This is a genomic window from Neobacillus thermocopriae, assembly GCF_010975035.1.
GTDB classification, from domain to species: domain Bacteria; phylum Bacillota; class Bacilli; order Bacillales; family Cytobacillaceae; genus Neobacillus; species Neobacillus thermocopriae.
This window is the reverse complement of record NZ_JAAIUV010000012.1, coordinates 55,721-72,364: the sequence shown is the minus strand read 5'-3', so window position 1 is coordinate 72,364 and position 16,644 is coordinate 55,721. Positions and strand designations below refer to the sequence as shown.

Annotated in this window: 13 protein-coding genes; 7 read left to right on the top strand and 6 right to left on the bottom strand. The window is 38.7% G+C overall.

Features of this window, described 5'->3' with window-relative positions:
* The first annotated feature begins 109 nt into the window (after positions 1–109).
* Positions 110–1,387, top strand: a complete 1,278-nt coding sequence (locus tag G4Z05_RS09300; protein WP_163251698.1) for a cation:dicarboxylate symporter family transporter — start codon at positions 110–112, stop codon at positions 1,385–1,387.
* A 216-nt stretch (positions 1,388–1,603) separates the two neighbouring features.
* On the opposite strand, the gene G4Z05_RS09295 is transcribed toward G4Z05_RS09300, so the two are convergent.
* From G4Z05_RS09295 to G4Z05_RS09280, 4 genes are read right to left on the bottom strand one after another with little or no spacing between them, the layout of a single operon-like run.
* The gene (locus G4Z05_RS09295) at positions 1,604–1,816 is read right to left on the bottom strand and encodes a hypothetical protein (protein ID WP_163251696.1); all 213 of its coding nucleotides are present in this window, start codon (positions 1,814–1,816) and stop codon (positions 1,604–1,606) included.
* 16 nt (positions 1,817–1,832) lie between these two features.
* Complete coding sequence (locus G4Z05_RS09290) at positions 1,833–2,849, bottom strand: CotS family spore coat protein (RefSeq protein ID WP_163251693.1); 1,017 nt, start codon at positions 2,847–2,849, stop codon at positions 1,833–1,835.
* Entirely contained in the window at positions 2,842–3,888 is a 1,047-nt protein-coding gene (locus G4Z05_RS09285; protein ID WP_205597505.1) for a CotS family spore coat protein, read from the bottom strand. Before G4Z05_RS09285 ends, G4Z05_RS09290 begins: the two co-directional genes overlap by 8 nt.
* An 11-nt stretch (positions 3,889–3,899) precedes the next feature.
* Positions 3,900–5,090 carry a glycosyltransferase family 4 protein gene (locus G4Z05_RS09280; protein WP_205597504.1) on the bottom strand — a complete coding sequence of 397 codons (1,191 nt, stop codon included), beginning with the start codon at positions 5,088–5,090 and terminating at the stop codon, positions 3,900–3,902.
* Positions 5,091–5,519: 429 nt separating this feature from the next.
* Between G4Z05_RS09280 and G4Z05_RS09275 the strand changes: the two genes are divergently transcribed.
* Positions 5,520–5,912, top strand: coding sequence for a hypothetical protein (locus G4Z05_RS09275; RefSeq protein WP_163251689.1), 393 nt, complete (start codon positions 5,520–5,522; stop codon positions 5,910–5,912).
* Positions 5,913–6,170: 258 nt separating this feature from the next.
* On the opposite strand, the gene G4Z05_RS09270 is transcribed toward G4Z05_RS09275, so the two are convergent.
* Together G4Z05_RS09270 and G4Z05_RS09265 are read right to left on the bottom strand one after the other, a co-directional pair.
* Complete coding sequence (locus tag G4Z05_RS09270; RefSeq protein WP_205597503.1) at positions 6,171–7,631, bottom strand: glycosyltransferase family 4 protein; 1,461 nt, start codon at positions 7,629–7,631, stop codon at positions 6,171–6,173.
* Complete coding sequence (locus G4Z05_RS09265) at positions 7,628–8,728, bottom strand: CotS family spore coat protein (RefSeq protein ID WP_163251688.1); 1,101 nt, start codon at positions 8,726–8,728, stop codon at positions 7,628–7,630. Before G4Z05_RS09265 ends, G4Z05_RS09270 begins: the two co-directional genes overlap by 4 nt.
* A 425-nt stretch (positions 8,729–9,153) precedes the next feature.
* Between G4Z05_RS09265 and G4Z05_RS09260 the strand changes: the two genes are divergently transcribed.
* From G4Z05_RS09260 to narJ, 5 genes are all read left to right on the top strand, one after another.
* Positions 9,154–10,272: an NAD(P)/FAD-dependent oxidoreductase gene (locus tag G4Z05_RS09260; protein WP_163251686.1), complete on the top strand. Its 1,119-nt coding sequence runs from the start codon at positions 9,154–9,156 to the stop codon at positions 10,270–10,272.
* Between the two features lie 71 nt (positions 10,273–10,343).
* Positions 10,344–10,559 carry a hypothetical protein gene (locus G4Z05_RS09255; RefSeq protein WP_163251684.1) on the top strand — a complete coding sequence of 72 codons (216 nt, stop codon included), beginning with the start codon at positions 10,344–10,346 and terminating at the stop codon, positions 10,557–10,559.
* A gap of 314 nt (positions 10,560–10,873) precedes the next feature.
* Positions 10,874–14,557 (top strand): nitrate reductase subunit alpha, encoded by a 3,684-nt coding sequence (locus G4Z05_RS09250; RefSeq protein WP_163251682.1) that lies wholly within the window; start codon positions 10,874–10,876, stop codon positions 14,555–14,557.
* Positions 14,547–16,118, top strand: coding sequence for a nitrate reductase subunit beta (gene narH, locus G4Z05_RS09245; protein ID WP_163251680.1), 1,572 nt, complete (start codon positions 14,547–14,549; stop codon positions 16,116–16,118). Before G4Z05_RS09250 ends, narH begins: the two co-directional genes overlap by 11 nt.
* Complete coding sequence (gene narJ, locus G4Z05_RS09240; RefSeq protein ID WP_328004371.1) at positions 16,081–16,641, top strand: nitrate reductase molybdenum cofactor assembly chaperone; 561 nt, start codon at positions 16,081–16,083, stop codon at positions 16,639–16,641. The genes narH and narJ overlap by 38 nt, the downstream gene beginning before the upstream one ends.
* Positions 16,642–16,644 lie beyond the last annotated feature (3 nt).

Below are 16,644 nucleotides of genomic sequence, written 5' to 3'. Positions count from 1 at the left end.
AAAACGCTCTCAGAAATTCCCGCAAATATCATAGTATATTGTAGCTTTTATTCCTTAAGAAAGAAACTATTCTATCTTTCAAATTATTAAAAAGGAAAGAGGTGCTTTAATGAAGAAAATAAGTTTAGCATGGCAAATTCTAATTGGACTTATTCTCGGTATTGTGGTGGGTGCCATTTTTTATGGTAATCCAAATGTTGCGAAATACTTACAGCCGATTGGTGATATCTTTTTACGTCTGATTAAAATGATCGTCATTCCTATCGTTATTTCCAGCTTAATTGTTGGGGTTTCTAGTGTGGGGGATACAAAGAAGCTTGGAAAAATCGGTGGGAAGTCGATTATTTACTTTGAGATTATTACCACGATTGCGATTATTGTGGGATTATTGGCAGCGAACATTTTCCAGCCAGGTGCTGGTATTGATATGGGGAGCTTACAAAAAACGGATATTAATAGCTACGTAGAAACTGCTGAATCAGTAGAAAGTCACGGAATGGCTGAAACATTTGTAAATATTGTTCCGCCAAATATTTTTAAAGCATTTGTCGATGGAAACATTTTGGCCATCATTTTCTTCTCCATCTTATTTGGCCTTGGTGTTACAGCGATAGGAGAGAAGGGGAAACCTATTATATCCTTCTTCCAAGGTGTAGCAGATACGATGTTCTGGGTAACCAATCAAGTGATGAAATTTGCTCCGTTTGGTGTATTTGCCCTCATCGGAGTTACGGTTTCAAAATTTGGTGTCGAATCATTAGTTCCGTTAGGAAAATTAGTTATCCTTGGTTATGCTACAATGGCATTCTTTGTTGTGGTCGTTTTAGGTATCGTTGCTAAATTAGTTGGTGTGAATATTTTTCATATTATTCGATTATTAAAAGATGAGTTAATTTTGGCTTATTCGACTTCAAGTTCTGAAACGGTATTGCCAAAATTGATGGAGAAAATGGAGAAGTTTGGTTGTCCGAAATCAATTACTTCCTTTGTTATTCCAACAGGTTACTCTTTTAATCTGGATGGTTCTACCCTTTATCAAGCATTAGCGGCATTGTTTATTGCTCAAATGTATGGGGTTGATTTATCTATTGTGGACCAGATTTCCTTAATGCTAGTGTTAATGGTGACTTCAAAAGGAATTGCTGGTGTTCCAGGCGTTTCATTTGTTGTATTATTAGCAACATTAGGAACAGTTGGGATTCCAATTGAAGGACTAGCATTCATTGCTGGTATTGACCGAATTCTCGATATGGCTAGAACGGTGGTAAATGTTGTTGGAAACTCATTGGCAGCCGTAGTTATGTCTAAATGGGAAGGCGAATTTGATAAAGAACAAGCCAAGTCATATTTAGCAACATTAAATGAATCTAAGCAACAAGCTGCTTAATAGAAGATAAAAAGCCGATTATTTACAAGAATCTATGAATCTTGTAATATAATCGGCTTTTACTATTTAGTAGGATATATCATTAGAGATTGAGGAAGTTCGCCACAAGAATGGTTTTGGTAGCCTAAGCATCAAACCACCAAATTCTTTGCTTAGGAAGGAGGACATATGTCGTCAGACTAGGGCGGCTTGCGCCTTTGTTAATGAAAGAGTCCATCATTCTTCCTGATCAAGCCATTCAATGGATATGGTCAACTTATTTGCTCCATAGTCCATTTTGTGACTGATTTTAAATTCCATGTCCTCATCTGGCATGTTAATTTTTTTTCCTCTTACTTGAAAAGTATCAGATTCAAGCTGACTGGCAACTCTTTTTAAAAGCTCTGCAAAATGTATTCTTCTTCCTACAAATTCTTCTTCTAATCTCACTATTTACCACCTCACCTTAATCTAATTGTAATAATTTCCTTAAAACGGGCATCTTGTCTTCTTCGACTTTAAAAGTTTTTAAAAGCTTCCTGATTTCTCCGTCTTTTCCCTTTTTAAATGGCTTTTTCACATAGCCATAAAACTTATGCGGGAATAATAGATCGATATAAATGATTTTTCGTTGATCTTCAGTTAGCGGAAAGACGGATGCGTAGCAATTAATTAAATGTTCAACTAGGTTTAAATCCCAGCTTTCTAATTCCGCCATACGTTTAAAAATCAGCTTTCTGACATCGCGGAGAGGAATGTCATAGGCTAAATTATCAAGGTCTAATACATAAACACCTTTTTCAGTTTGGAGTGCATTTCCTTTTCCATAATCCTGATGGCACATGTAGCCATATTCACCAATTTCTTTTACCCATTCATGATAGCAAGAACGATCAAGGAGTTGTACGGATTTCTCGGCCATTTCAATGATTTCATCAGCGATGTTTAAATAAGTCTGATGAAAGGGGGTATTAAGCTGTTCTGAAACCAATTTCCATTGCTTAAATTCCTCAAGCATTTTTTTGAAGTTGTCTGGCCATACCCCCATACGATTATATGTTTCACAATCAGATGGAGGAACAAATCCAACTGTATCTTTATGAAATTGAGCTAATCCCTTTAATCCTATTTCAAGGTGTTCTTGATTTTTTTCCATATCTAAGTCCGTGCCCTCAATCCAGCTATAAAGCACAAGGGCGTATCCTTCATGAACAAAATAGAGATTGTTATCCTTCGTTGGAATAATAGCTGCAACGAGAGCTCCTTTAGAAGAAAGATAGGCTTGGGCACTGGTTGTAAATTTAACAATGGGGAGGGACTTTCTTATTCGCTTTAAACAAAAAGTTCCTTCAGTGGTTTCTACTTTCCAAACGGTTTTGATTCCTCCGCCTTGGATGATTTCAATGTTCGTTAGTTGGAGGTGAGGATAATTTTCAGCCATTAATTGTTTTCCTAATTCAAGGTCACGCATTGTTTCATCCATGCTGGGTCACCTCATCGAGACGAGAAAGGAATTCTTGTAGTACGGCCTCTTTACTCAATTCGGTAGCAATCATATCACTTAATTTTGAAATATGTTTTTGTACCGTCCATTTTGGTTCTCGTTTTTCGTAATATTTGGAAACTTGTCCATAAATTAAATGTGGAAATTGAATATCTGCTGCAAGAATGGCGTATTGATCTTTCGTTAACGGATTCACTTCTTGATAGGCTTTCATCATTTTCATCATTAGTTCGATATCCCAAGCTTTTCTTTTCTTCATGACTTTGTTCAATATTTTTCTCATATCACGAACTGGAAGATCGACAGTTAAGGAGTCCATATCATAAACATATAAATGTCCGCCACTTCCAATAGCCAAATTCCCGGCTGCGTAATCTTGGTGACATAAAGTTTTTGTCTTTTTCGTTTCTTCCACCCACTGATCGTAGAATGGAGTATTTAACATGGATAGAGCTTTTTGACACTGTTGTAAAAAAGTATCTGCATGCGCTAAAAATTTTTTGTCAAATTCGGCTTTGTCCTCGACTTGGGATCTTTGTTCCTTCCAAGCTACTAACCGTTCATATCTTCTTTGTAGATCTGATTTCCATTCAAGCAATAAGAACGATGGAAACTGGCCAGTAGGTGATTCAATTCCTTTTGAAGCTTTGTGAAAAGAGGCCATGCCTCTTAAAATCATTAGCAGTTCATTTTCATGTTTATACTCAGGTTGTCTTCCATACACTGCTTCAAAAACTACGAAATATTCGTCATCCAGCTTTACAAAACCTTCTCCCGTACGGGTTCTCAATACCCCTGGTGTATGAATTCCATTGTTTCTCAAATAGTCAATTGCATGAATCATGAATGAAATATGATCTTCAGAGAAGGGAACTTTCTTCATGATCACCTCGCCAATATCTGTTTCAATGGACCATACCGCTTTTTTCCCTTTATAAGACAGCAAATAGATATTTTTCATTTCTAGTGGATAATGGGAAATTACTTTTTTAACGACTTCTGAAAAAATCGTATCCATTTTAACCCTCCTTAAGATTCATTCTTTTTCAATGCAGACAGATAGAGGTTTTCTAAACGTTCTGCTACATGTTCAAATCCAAAATTAGCTTCGACGAATGCTCTGCCGGTTTTGGCAATTCTATTTGCTTCCTTTTCATTGGATAATAAAAATGAAATGGCTTCTGTAAAAGCATCCGGGTTTGTATAGTCTTCAATAAGGATTCCGTTATTGAGATGATTCAAAATCTCCCCGTTGCCACCCCGATTCGTTGTAATAACAGGCAATCCACTGCCCATGGCTTCATAATGCACTCTGGCTAATGGTTCCTGCCATTGTGAACTACATACAAAAATATCCCCAATTAGATAATGGGATGGTATTTGGCTAGGAGGTACAAAACCAGTAAAGATGACCTTATTCTCTCCGAGTGTTTCAGCAAGCTGGCGAAGTCCTAATCCGTATTCATCAATCCGGTCGTTGCTAAACCATTTGCTTCCGACAATAACTAATACGGCATCAGGAAAATTCTGAATAACTGGTTTCATTGCTTGAATGAGGATATCTGGACCTTTTACCTTGCTTAAGCGGCCAACAAATAAAATTACTTTTTTTCCTTCCACACCATACTTTTTCCGTAATTCGTTTCTTATCACTTGGGCATCTGGATCCCAAACGGGTTTATAGTTGCTTAAATTAATTCCGGAATAGACAGCTTTCACTTTTCCTTTGGCTGAAGGGAACCGGTCCGTTATGGTTTTACCAATGTACTCGCTAATGGACATAATTTTATCTACGGCTTGAATGACTAAGTTTCCTAACTCAAAGGAGATTTTATCTTCTCGGAACATTTCATTGTGAAGACTCAATACGAAACGACTGTCTGGCATAGCGGCTTTGTAGATAAGTAAATCACGGGGACGATTGAATACGTGAATGACATCATAAAATTCTTTGTTTTTAGACTTAGTTTCCAGTTCCTTTGCCACATTGAAGACATAATTCTCTTTGGGAACCCGAATGTATTCAACCCCATTTACCACTTCATAGTCAGAAAGTTCAGAGTCAGTAATACAATAAATGGTTAATTTGTGTATTTTGCTTATATAGGGAGTCACGCCATCTATTAATATTTGTATGGCTCCTCCTCTGATAGGAGGTACGGTTAGCATTTCTGTACAAATCATTGCGATCTTTATGGGAAACAGCTCCTTTCCATTCATGATGGATTTTTCGTATGTTAAGTTCAACTTATGATTAACGATGTTACAAACAGTGGTTATTTTCAATTTGTGAACGGGCTGAACTTGACTATGAAAAATCCTTATATTTATTAAATTCGTTGTGGGAAATATTTGAAACGGACAAAGGCTTATTTTTTAATTTGTTTGTGGTATTTGGGAGAGGAATTTGAAATATTCCGCTGAACATAGTTTATGTTCAACAGGATAAGGATGGGAATGTACCTTGCGAAAAAATGATTGTGGATATGCTCCTAAAGTGTGTGAAGGCTAGAATAATCGCTGAATTTGTAGATGAATTTTTGGTAAATTTTTAATGTTTTTAGAATAGATTAAAGTTAGGATTGCTATAAATCTGGTTTATCGTAAGATGTCTTAGGTTTTTGAAAACTCAAGGGGAGGAGAATAAAATTGGAGAAAAACTTAAATAACATTGTGCTCAAAGAGGATGATGTTTTGAAGGAAAAATTGGTATATCAAAATTCATTTCAAACAATGATGGGTCCATTATCCAAAGATTTTGTAATAAAACTGGAAAGTGATTTCGTGTTAGAGGAATCATCTGATGAAATCGAATCAGCAGACGAAGAATCAGAAGATGGATTAACAGAGTCTGGAGATGAATCAGCAGAAGAGGAATCAGCTGAGGAATCAACAGAGGAAGAATCAGAAGACGGATTATTGTTTGAAGAATCAGGGGATGAATCGACAGAAGAGGAATCGGAAGATGGATTATTCTTTGAAGAATCGGGAGAAGAATCAACAGAAGAGGAATCAGGAGACACAGACGAGTCAAGTGAGTAATGAAAAATTATGTAGGGTTGCGTAAAAACTGATGTAAGGAAAACCGTGTATTTCAATGACTTTTATATTATAACGGACGGATGAATGCTGTCCGTTTACTAGTTTTGAATCATTTCTTTGGTTGTTTCCTATCAAAAAGTCCTCCTTAGCAAAAATTTTTTTCATTTTTGTCAAGGAGGATGGAACACTAGCTAATCTACACCAAATTTTCCTTACCGTCATCGAACGGGGATTTGGGGTTTTTTACGTTTTTCAAGGTTATGCAGATTTTTTCTTCTTATCTTCTTTTCTTTTTTTGTCTTTTTTCGATTTTTCTTTTAGCTTTTTCTGCTCTTTTTTCAATTTCTCTTCGCGTTTTTTCTGCTCTTTTTTCAATTTTTTCTCCAGTTTTTTCTGTTCTTTTTTCAATTTCTTATCCAGCTTTTTCTGATCTTTTTTCGATTTCTTTTTCTCTGATTCCTTAGATTTGGTGTTTTCCGGTTGGGCATGCACTTTATCTTTTAATTTTGTCATAAATACTTGCTCTGGTTGTTCGAAGGATATTGGATTGATATCTTTCAATTCTGTAACCGAAGATTTCATCGCATCTGCCCAGAATTTGAGTAATTCCGAGGCTACTCTATCCCATCTATACTTAGAAACAGCAAGTTTCCTTCCTTCTTCTCCCATTTTTTTCATTAATGATTTATCTGAAAGAATTGCAGAGATCGCGTCTACAAAACCTTTAGGATTTTCCGGATTTTTTACGATAAAACCATTTACTCCTTCTATGATTACTTCAGGATTTCCTCCTCTTGCCGTCGTAACAATCGGAAGGCCAGCAGCCATCGCTTCATAGTGAACCCTGGCGAGAGGTTCTTGCCATTGTGATGTACACACAAATAAATCGGCTGCCGCAAACCAGTTTTGAATCTCATCTTGTGCGACATAGCCTGTCGTTACAACTGGTATTGGAAGTCTTTTTGCTAATGCCCGAACATAGGCAACATAATCAGATATACCTTCTTGACTGAACCATCTACTTCCCACAATTACTAAAGCTAAATTCTTGAATTTTTTTGATAGATCTGGCAAGGCTCTTATCAATCGGTCAACCCCTTTGTTATCCGATAGTCTGCCTGCAAATAATATCACAGTTTTGTTTTCCAACCCGTGCGCTTTTCTAATCTCATTTCTTCGTTTTTGCATCTTTGGATGATTCCCGGGAAGAAATCGTTCAGAATCGACTCCAGAATAAATCGTTCGGATTTTAGCTGATGATTGTGGATAAAGCTCACGTATAACATTCCCTACATAGTCGCTAACCGTTACGATTTGCGATACATGCTCCAATACGGCAGTGGCTTCTTCAGGAGAAATTTTTTCTGGATTAAACATATCATTATGCATACTTAAGGTGATTCTTGAATTGGGTGCTACATTTTTTATAGGGAGGACTAAGCGTGGACGATTGAAAATATGGATTAGGTCGAACTTGTTAGCTTCAACAAATTTAACGACGTGTTCTTTGTATATTTCAAAGATCATGCCTGGTACACGCACATATCGAATGCCATTTACCGTTTCTTGATCGGAAAGTTGTGAATTGCTTATACCTAAAACGGTGATATCATGAACTTTGCTTAAATATGGAAGTGTTCCAGCAATATAAGTTTGAATTGCTCCGCCTAAGATGGGAGGGATTGGAAGTTTTTCAGTGCCAATCATTAGAATTTTCATTTCGTTTTTACTCCCTTCCAGTCATCTTTAATTTCATTCAATACAGGCCATTTCGACTGGTCAGTTTCGATAATGGTTTGAATCAATTGGGCCGTTTGTTCATTTAAAAAAACTTCAGGTTCATACACTGCTTCTTTTAAGTTTTTGTAAAATTCATTTGGCAAGGATAAATCGATCATTAAGATTTCATATAGCTGTGGTGAGATGGGGTTTGCTTCATGGTAGGCTGCTATCATTTCTCTTACCCAAGTAGTGTCCCACTTCATTAGATCTGCCATGGTCCCACTAATGAGCTTTCTTAAATCTCGAATCGGAAGGTCATAGGCCACACCATCTAGGTCAATAATCCACATTCCGTTTTTTCCCATTTGTCCATTGGACCATCCATAGTCTTGGTGAACAAGTCCCCAGTAGGCATTCCCTTGTTGGACTAAGTCATAATAACTCGATTGGTTGAGGCTATTGATACTTTGAATGGCTTGTTGTTCAAATTTCTCTACCCCATTTAGCAGATGGCTACTTGCCGGCATATCACTATACGCTTTGGCAATGTTTCTTAACCAATCCATTTTTTTAAGAACTTTTTCATATGTTTTTGGCCATTTATAAAGCCTTGAGGCAATTTCAGCGTTTTGGGGAGGAACATATCCCTTGCTTAAACGGTGAAATTCGCCAAGGGCGTAGCAAAGCTGTTTTGCGCCTTCTAAATCTTTTGAAACGGGTGTTAAAGGTTCAATCCACTCTGCAACGAACCATAGCTTACCACCGGCTTCAACAAAGTTTTTTCCGTCCTTAGTTTTGATAATGGGTGGTACCCTTGCTGCTTGGACTTTTACCAAATATTCTTGGGCTCCTAAACTAAATAAGCTCCTTGTTGGTCTCCGATGCAATAATTTTAAACTTTTAGGACCGGATTTCGTATCAAGTTTCCAAATGGCCCCCCCTTTATCTGGTTTAGTAGTAATGATCTGCATGTTCCGAACGGATAAGTCATAATGCTTAAGAACCTGGTGTGCCAGATTTTCAATGTATTCTGGAACAAAAAAATCATGAGTCGTTTCATCAACGATCCAAGGTTCAATTATTAACTCCCCCATACTATCTCCCCCTAAAAATCGAAAATCATTTTATTATTGAATTGTGTTTATTGCTATCTTCCTTTTTAGTAACTTATGTTCAAAAATCTTTTTTGTATAGGGTAGCTAAACCAATTACGGAACATTTGTTTATTTTTTTGATAAGATTTCGGGTGGTGAATGTATAGAGAAAATTAGGCATTAGGTACCTAATGAAGCATGTTATGTATGAAAATAAAATTTTCTTAGATTCTATTAGGAAGTGACAAATGATAAATCAAAGGTCCAACTATATTGGCATAAATGAATGAATTGATTTAATATTTTATTGATTAAATACCTTAATGTCGCACTCCTAGTGAATGCGTGGATTGACATGGGTACTGAACGAAACAATAGTAATAAAAGAGATCTAGAAGATTAATCAGGGGTGATTTTAACAAGTTATGTCGAAAATTATTGTAATCGGAGCAGGCATACTCGGTGCATCTACTGCCTATCATTTGGCAAAAAAGGGTTCTGAGGTATTAATAGTAGATCGGCAAAACCGTGGACAGGCAACGGAAGCCGCGGCAGGAATTGTTTGCCCGTGGCTTTCCCAACGTCGTAACAAAGCATGGTATCAATTAGTGAAAGCTGGAGCGCGTTATTATCCTAATTTAATTGCCGATTTAATAGCAGATGGGGAAAAAGACACTGGATACAGGAAAGTTGGAGCAATAATTTTACATACAGATATCGATAAACTGGAGCAAATGGCAGAGCGGGCGAGAAAACGCCGGGAGGATGCGCCAGAAATAGGGGAAATACATATTTTGTCACCAGACGAAACAAAGAAGCTTTTTCCACCTTTATCAAATGAGTATGGGGCTGTCTTTGTCAGCGGTGGGGCAAGGGTTAATGGCAAGGCCTTACGGAATGCTTTAATGAACGCTGCGATTAAGCATGGAGCAAAATTATTACATGATCATGCTGAGTTGATTAGAATTGATAATAATTCTGTTGGAGTAAGCTTATCTGGAGAAAAAATGGAAGCAGATAAAGTAGTCGTCACAGCAGGGGCATGGGCAAATGAATTAATAAAGTCTTTAGGAATAAATTTTCTAGCAGTGCCTCAAAAAGCACAAATTGTACACCTAGAATTACCTGAAACGGATACGAGTAGTTGGCCGGTTGTCATGCCACCAGGGAATCAATACATACTTGCTTTTGAAAATGGGCGAATTGTTTTAGGCTCAACCCATGAAGATGACGCTTCATTTGATACAAGGGTAACTGCTGGTGGTGTTCATGAAATTTTAAACAAAGGGTTACATGTAGCACCAGGACTTATGAATGCAACAATGGTAGAGACAAGAGTTGGTTTTCGTCCTTTTACGCCTGGTTTTCTACCTGTTTTTGGGGTGCTACCTGGTTATGAAAGTGTCTTGGTAGCGAATGGATTGGGTGCATCCGGATTAACCAGTGGTCCTTACCTAGGGGCAGAACTGGCCAAATTAGCGTTAGGTTTACAACCAGAGCTTGATCTAAACGACTATGATTTAACAACAGCCATTGGTAATTGAAATCATACGAAACGGATAAGTGTGACGAATATAGAGAAAAATAAAACATAAAGGGGGGATCCAACGTAATTATGGGTAACAGAAAAAATAAAGATAACGACCATATAAAAGAAATACTAGAAAACTCTATAGAAATAGAAGAAGATTTAATGCGAACATACCTAATTACTGCGGAACGAGTCCATGATGATGGCGAATTAAAAGAGAGACTGGTAAATTTTGCTGAAGGAAATGCGAAAAGAACGAAGCAGCTACTTGACGAATTAGAAGAAATGACAGATAAATAATACCCGTATTATTACAAGATTGAGTCCTTAACAAGGGCTCATTTTTTTTATAACATTTCGAGAATGAATGAGCGAAAGCGGCTATTGTCTTTTGTAATTCTCTCTACAATCCATTCGTTTCTTCATGTTGGAGCGCACCACAAGAGAGATTTCCACAACCTAAGTATCTCAATCAATCAAAATCATCCAAACTGCTGCTTTGAGTGTTTATTTACATCGGAAAAGTAATATCACCCAAATTTATTGTATATTCGAAAGCTTAGAGGGGATAAGTAAACATAGGGAATATATGCCAACAAGAAAGGAGTAAAAACATGCGCAAAAAAATATCCCCGCTTATTAAAAAGTTGACCTACTTTGGTAGAACACACGATATAGCGGAAAATAGTGCGCTGCAAGAAGCAGATCGGGAGGCAGAGGGGTATTACCGGGAACGATGGCAGCATGACAAGGTCATCCGTACCACACATGGTGTCAATTGTACCGGTTCCTGTAGCTGGAAGGTTCATGTAAAAGACGGAATTATTACGTGGGAAACCCAGCAAACCGACTATCCTACCACCGGCCCTGACATGCCTGAATATGAACCAAGAGGCTGCCAGCGGGGAGCTACGTTTTCTTGGTATATTTATAGTCCAATCCGAGTGAAGTATCCCTATATAAGAGGTGAACTTCTGCGGTTATGGCAAGAGGCCCGTGAAAAACATAGTGATCCGGTTCAGGCGTGGAAGTCCATTGCTGACGATCCGGAAAAAAGGAAATCATATAAAACTGCCCGTGGAAAAGGTGGGTATGTACGTGCCACCTGGGATGAAATCTATGAACTGATTAGTGCCCAAATGATTCATACGATTCAAGAATATGGACCAGACCGGATTGTTGGTTTTTCACCGATCCCAGCGATGTCAATGGTCAGCTATGCAAGCGGAGCAAGATTTATTAATTTGATCGGTGGTAACTTGCTAAGTTTTTATGATTGGTATGCCGATTTACCACCATCCTCACCTCAGGTTTGGGGAGAACAGACGGATGTGCCAGAAACATCGGATTGGTTCAACTCAACGTATCTTCTGATTTGGGGATCAAATGTCCCGCAAACACGGACACCTGATGCTCATTTCATGGTTGAATCCCGTTATAAAGGAACAAAGGTAGTGTGTATCAGCCCAGACTATGCCGAATTTGTCAAGTTTGCCGATAATTGGTTACCAGTCCAAGCTGGGATGGACGGGGCACTCGCTATGGGGATGACCCATGTCATATTAAAAGAGTTTTATGTCGATAACCAAACTAAGTTTTTTGAGGACTATGTTAAACAATTTACAGATTTGCCGTATCTGATTACTTTGACAAAAGAAGGCGATCATTATATTGCGGGAAGGTTTTTACGTGCCAGTGATATTGGCATGCAGGCAGAGTATGGGGATTGGAAGACCATTGTATGGGATCAAAAATCCGGAAAATTGGCGATTCCAAATGGAAGCATGGGACACCGTTGGGAAGGAAAAGGAAATTGGAATCTGGAAATGAGAGATTCCGAAAATCAAGTGGACGATTTGGACCCAATGCTAACATTATTAGGTAATGAAGATGAAACCGGTATTCTTCATTTGCCATTCTATGGATTGGAACAAAAAGAAGTATTAAAACGGGGCATTCCGATTAAAAAAATAGAGCAAAACGGCCAAACCATTTATGTGACAACCGTGTTTGATATATTGATGGCCCAGGCTGGTGTGAAAAGGGGAAATCTTCCTGGTGATTATCCTGAAAACTACGATGATCCAAAACCACATACCCCAGCTTGGCAGGAGAAAATCAGTGGCATTGACCGGAAGCTTTGCGCTCAAATAGCGAGAGAGTTTGCACAGAATGCGGTAGATTCCGGCGGAAGGTCAATGATCATCATGGGTGCCGGCATAAATCATTGGTACAATTCCGATACAATCTATCGGGCCATTCTCAATTTAGTTATGCTTTGTGGCTGTGAAGGAGTTAATGGTGGTGGATGGGCTCATTATGTTGGCCAGGAAAAAGTAAGACCATTGGAAGGATGGCAAACTATTGCAATGGCTCGGGATTGGGGTGGACCGCCACGCCTGCAAAATGGAACATCGTTTTTCTATTTTGTGACAGAGCAATGGCGATATGATGATCAGCGGCCGGAAGGACATATGTCACCACTATATGAAAAGCCGCGCTACAAAACGATGGCGGATTATAACGCATTAGCGGTAAGACTTGGCTGGGTAGCATCCTATCCACAATTTAACACAAATTCACTAAAGATTTATGAACAAGCAAATGCTTCTAATCCTGAAGAGGTAGCTAAATATGTAGCCGATCAGGTTAAACAGGGAAAACTCAAATTCTCGATAGAAGAACCAAGTAATCCAATCAATTTTCCTAGAACAATGTTTGTTTGGCGTGCCAACCTCATTGGTAGTTCATCCAAGGGGCACGAATATTTCTTGAAATATATGCTTGGAACCCATTCAGCTGTACTGGCTGAACCTTACAAAGAATTAGGTACCACTGAAGTAGATGAAAAAATGGATCCACCGGAAGAGGGAAAACTTGATTTAATGATTGATATTGATTTCCGAATGACAAGCACGGGTTTATATTCTGATATTATTCTGCCGGCTGCTACCTGGTATGAAAAATATGATATAAGCAGCACGGACACTCATCCATATATTCATCCATTTAACCCGGCTATTACCCCTCCATGGGAAGCAAGGACTGATTGGGATAACTTTAAAAAGCTGGCAAAAACCTTTACAGAAATGGCGAAAAAATACTTTCCAAATCCTGTGAAAGATGTCGTTACTACACCACTTTTACATGATACCGTTGATGAAATTTCACAAAAGTTTGGGCTTGTTCCTGATTGGAAACAGGACGGTTCGGACCCTATACCGGGACAAAATTTTCCAAGAGTGCATGTAGTGGAGCGGGACTACACTCAAATATTTGATAAGTATGTGGCACTTGGATCTAATACGAAAATTGGTGCCAAAGGATTGGGATGGGATGTCAAGGATGAATATACCGAACTAAAAGACATCCTTGGAACATCTACAGAATCTCTTAAATACAGAGACTGCCCGGACCTTTCTCACGACAAAAATGTGGCTGAAGCTATCTTAACGTTATCCAGTACGACAAATGGTTCAGTCAATCAAAAAGCATGGGTAGATTTGGAAAAGAAAACAAGTCAAAAGCTTAAACATTTATCTGAAGAGCGTGCAGAGGAGCATATTTCCTTCGATGAAATTTCAGCTCAGCCAAGAAAAGTAATTACTTCTCCTGTATTCAGCGGTATTGAAACAGGCAATAGAAGATATGCACCTTTTGTCATCAACCGCGAGTACTTAGTACCATTTAGAACATTGACCGGCAGGCAGCATTTTTATCTTGATCATGAAATGATGTTTGAATATGGTGAAGCATTGCCTGTATTTAAAGGACCGATCAAGCGGCTGGCTTTTTACGATAAAGATTGGAAACCAGAGTCGACCAAACAGGAAATTCGCTTGCGATATTTAACTCCTCATTTTAAATGGTCGTATCATAGTACGTATTTTGATACATTGCCTATGCTGACATTGTTCCGTGGAGGACCTCATATTTGGCTGAACCTAGAGGACGCCAAATCTGTCGGAATTAATGATAATGATTGGCTAGAAATTTATAACCGGAATGGGGTTGTGGTGGCAAGAGCGGTTGTAAGTCATCGGATTCCAAGAGGAGTTACGTATATGTACCATGTTCAAGAACGTATTATTAATGTTCCTGGTTCAACGATAACGAAGCAACGAGGCGGAACTTTTAATAGTCCAACTTGTTTGACTATGAAGCCGACTCATTTGATTGGTGGCTATGCACAGTTGAGTTATGGATTTAATTATTACGGCCCGACAGGAAATCAGCGTGATGAACAGGTAATGGTTCGCAGATTGGATCGAAATGAGGTGGATTGGCTTGAAAATTAAAGCTCAATTCGGGATGGTTATGAATTTGGACAAGTGTATTGGCTGTCATACATGTAGTGTTACTTGTAACAATACTTGGACGAACCGTCCCGGAGCCGAGTACATGTGGTGGAACAATGTAGAAACGAAACCGGGGGTCGGCTATCCGAAAGAGTGGGAAAATCAAGATACCCATAAAGGCGGCTGGGAACTGCGAAATGGAAAAATTGAACTCAAAGCAGGTGGTCGACTCCAGAAGCTTTTAAACATTTTTTACAATCCAAACATGACCAAAATTGATGATTATTATGAGCCTTGGACATATACTTATGATCATTTGATTAAAAGTCCAAGCAAGGAACATCAACCTGTCGCCCGGCCGAAGTCACTTTTAACTGGTGAGTACATGGACATTCAATGGGGACCAAACTGGGAAGATGACTTAGCAGGTGTGTATGAGACGGGAAAGAAAGATCCGAATATGAATGGGGTCGATGCCAAAGTCATTCAAGAATTTGACCAGGCATTTATGATGTATCTTCCGCGGATTTGTGAGCACTGTATCAATCCGCCATGTGTTTCCTCTTGTCCTTCTGGTGCCATTTATAAGAGAGATGAGGATGGAATTGTCCTCATTGATCAGGACGCTTGCCGGAGCTGGCGTTTTTGTACGACCGGGTGTCCTTATAAGAAAACTTATTATAACTGGAAAACAAATAAAGCGGAGAAATGTACGTTCTGCTTTCCGCGGATTGAAAATGGTCAACCGACCGTTTGCTCGGAAACTTGTGTCGGCCGCCTTCGTTATATTGGTGTTGTGCTGTATGATGCCGACCGGGTGACAGCGGCTGCCTCTGTCCAAAATGAAAAAGATTTATATGAAGCACAACTGAATATTTTCTTGGATCCGTTTGACCCAGAAATTATCAAAGAGGCCAAAGCTCAAGGAATTCCGGAGGATTGGATTGAAGCAGCTCAAGCATCTCCCGTTTATAAACTTGCTGTCTTGCACAAAGTGGCTTTGCCGCTTCATCCAGAGTATCGGACATTGCCAATGGTATGGTACATACCTCCGCTTTCACCGATAATTAATCAATTTGGCGGTCTCATTGACAATCTTGATCCAAAAGTGATATTTCCAACAATTGACCAATTTCGAATCCCCATTCAGTATTTAGCGAATCTTATGTCAGCTGGTGATACAGAAGTGATAAGACGTGTATTACGAAAAATGGTGGCCATGAGAACTTTTATGAGAAGTTACCATTTAAATAAACCATATGATGAACAAGTACTTGAATCAGCGGGGCTTACCAAAGAAAGTGCTATTGATTTATACGAGTTGTCAGCCATTGCGAAATACAATGACCGTTTCGTGATTCCGAAATCTCACCGGGAACGTGCAGGTGATATGTATGAAGCCCAAGGCTCTACAGGATATGACTTTATGGAAGTTTGTAATGGTTGCAGAGTAAGTGAGGATAGCTTTGATGCCAAAGAGCTATATGCATTCAGTGAACAATATTGGAGGGATTTTGAAATTGGTGGTGCCATGGACGGAAGAAAAACAGTTGATTTTTAAACTATGTTCTATCATGCTCAGGTATCCTGATCAAGCATGGGTTAAAAGCGAGGAAATGTTAGATATGATTTCCTCGCTTGAGGATCAAAAAGTAAAAAAGGCGTTTCTTGCCTTTTGGGATTACATATCAAAAACAAGCTGGGAAGAGTTAACCGAAAACTATGTAAGATGGTTTGATTTAAGTGAGTCGACTACTTTGTATTTGACATATGGAATTTTCGGTGATAACCGTGAGCGAGGTCCTGCTTTTGTTCGATTAAAATTGGAATTTGCCAAGGCAGGGTTTTATTTGAAAGAAAATGAGCTACCTGATTATTTGCCACTCATTTTAGAGTTTGCTTCGGTCGCAGAGCCTAAGTATGCGCAAAAGGTATTTGCCATTCATTGGAAAGCAATCACTAACTTGCTAGAAGCATTGAAGAAGGAACAGAATCCATACATGAATTTAGTTCATATATGTGTCATGACAATGGAAAGTGTACTTCCGAAGACAGTGCAAAAAATGAATCATCATGCCAGTTAATTG

What these genes read in the sequence shown, in the direction of transcription:
- G4Z05_RS09300 (WP_163251698.1), top strand. Translation starts at nt 110, where the DNA reads ATGAAGAAAATAAGTTTAGCATGGCAAATTCTAATTGGACTTATTCTC.
- G4Z05_RS09290 (WP_163251693.1), bottom strand. Translation starts at nt 2,849, where the DNA reads ATGGATGAAACAATGCGTGACCTTGAATTAGGAAAACAATTAATGGCT.
- G4Z05_RS09285 (WP_205597505.1), bottom strand. Translation starts at nt 3,888, where the DNA reads ATGGATACGATTTTTTCAGAAGTCGTTAAAAAAGTAATTTCCCATTAT.
- G4Z05_RS09280 (WP_205597504.1), bottom strand. Translation starts at nt 5,090, where the DNA reads ATGAATGGAAAGGAGCTGTTTCCCATAAAGATCGCAATGATTTGTACA.
- G4Z05_RS09270 (WP_205597503.1), bottom strand. Translation starts at nt 7,631, where the DNA reads ATGAAAATTCTAATGATTGGCACTGAAAAACTTCCAATCCCTCCCATC.
- G4Z05_RS09265 (WP_163251688.1), bottom strand. Translation starts at nt 8,728, where the DNA reads ATGGGGGAGTTAATAATTGAACCTTGGATCGTTGATGAAACGACTCAT.
- G4Z05_RS09260 (WP_163251686.1), top strand. Translation starts at nt 9,154, where the DNA reads ATGTCGAAAATTATTGTAATCGGAGCAGGCATACTCGGTGCATCTACT.
- G4Z05_RS09255 (WP_163251684.1), top strand. Translation starts at nt 10,344, where the DNA reads ATGGGTAACAGAAAAAATAAAGATAACGACCATATAAAAGAAATACTA.
- G4Z05_RS09250 (WP_163251682.1), top strand. Translation starts at nt 10,874, where the DNA reads ATGCGCAAAAAAATATCCCCGCTTATTAAAAAGTTGACCTACTTTGGT.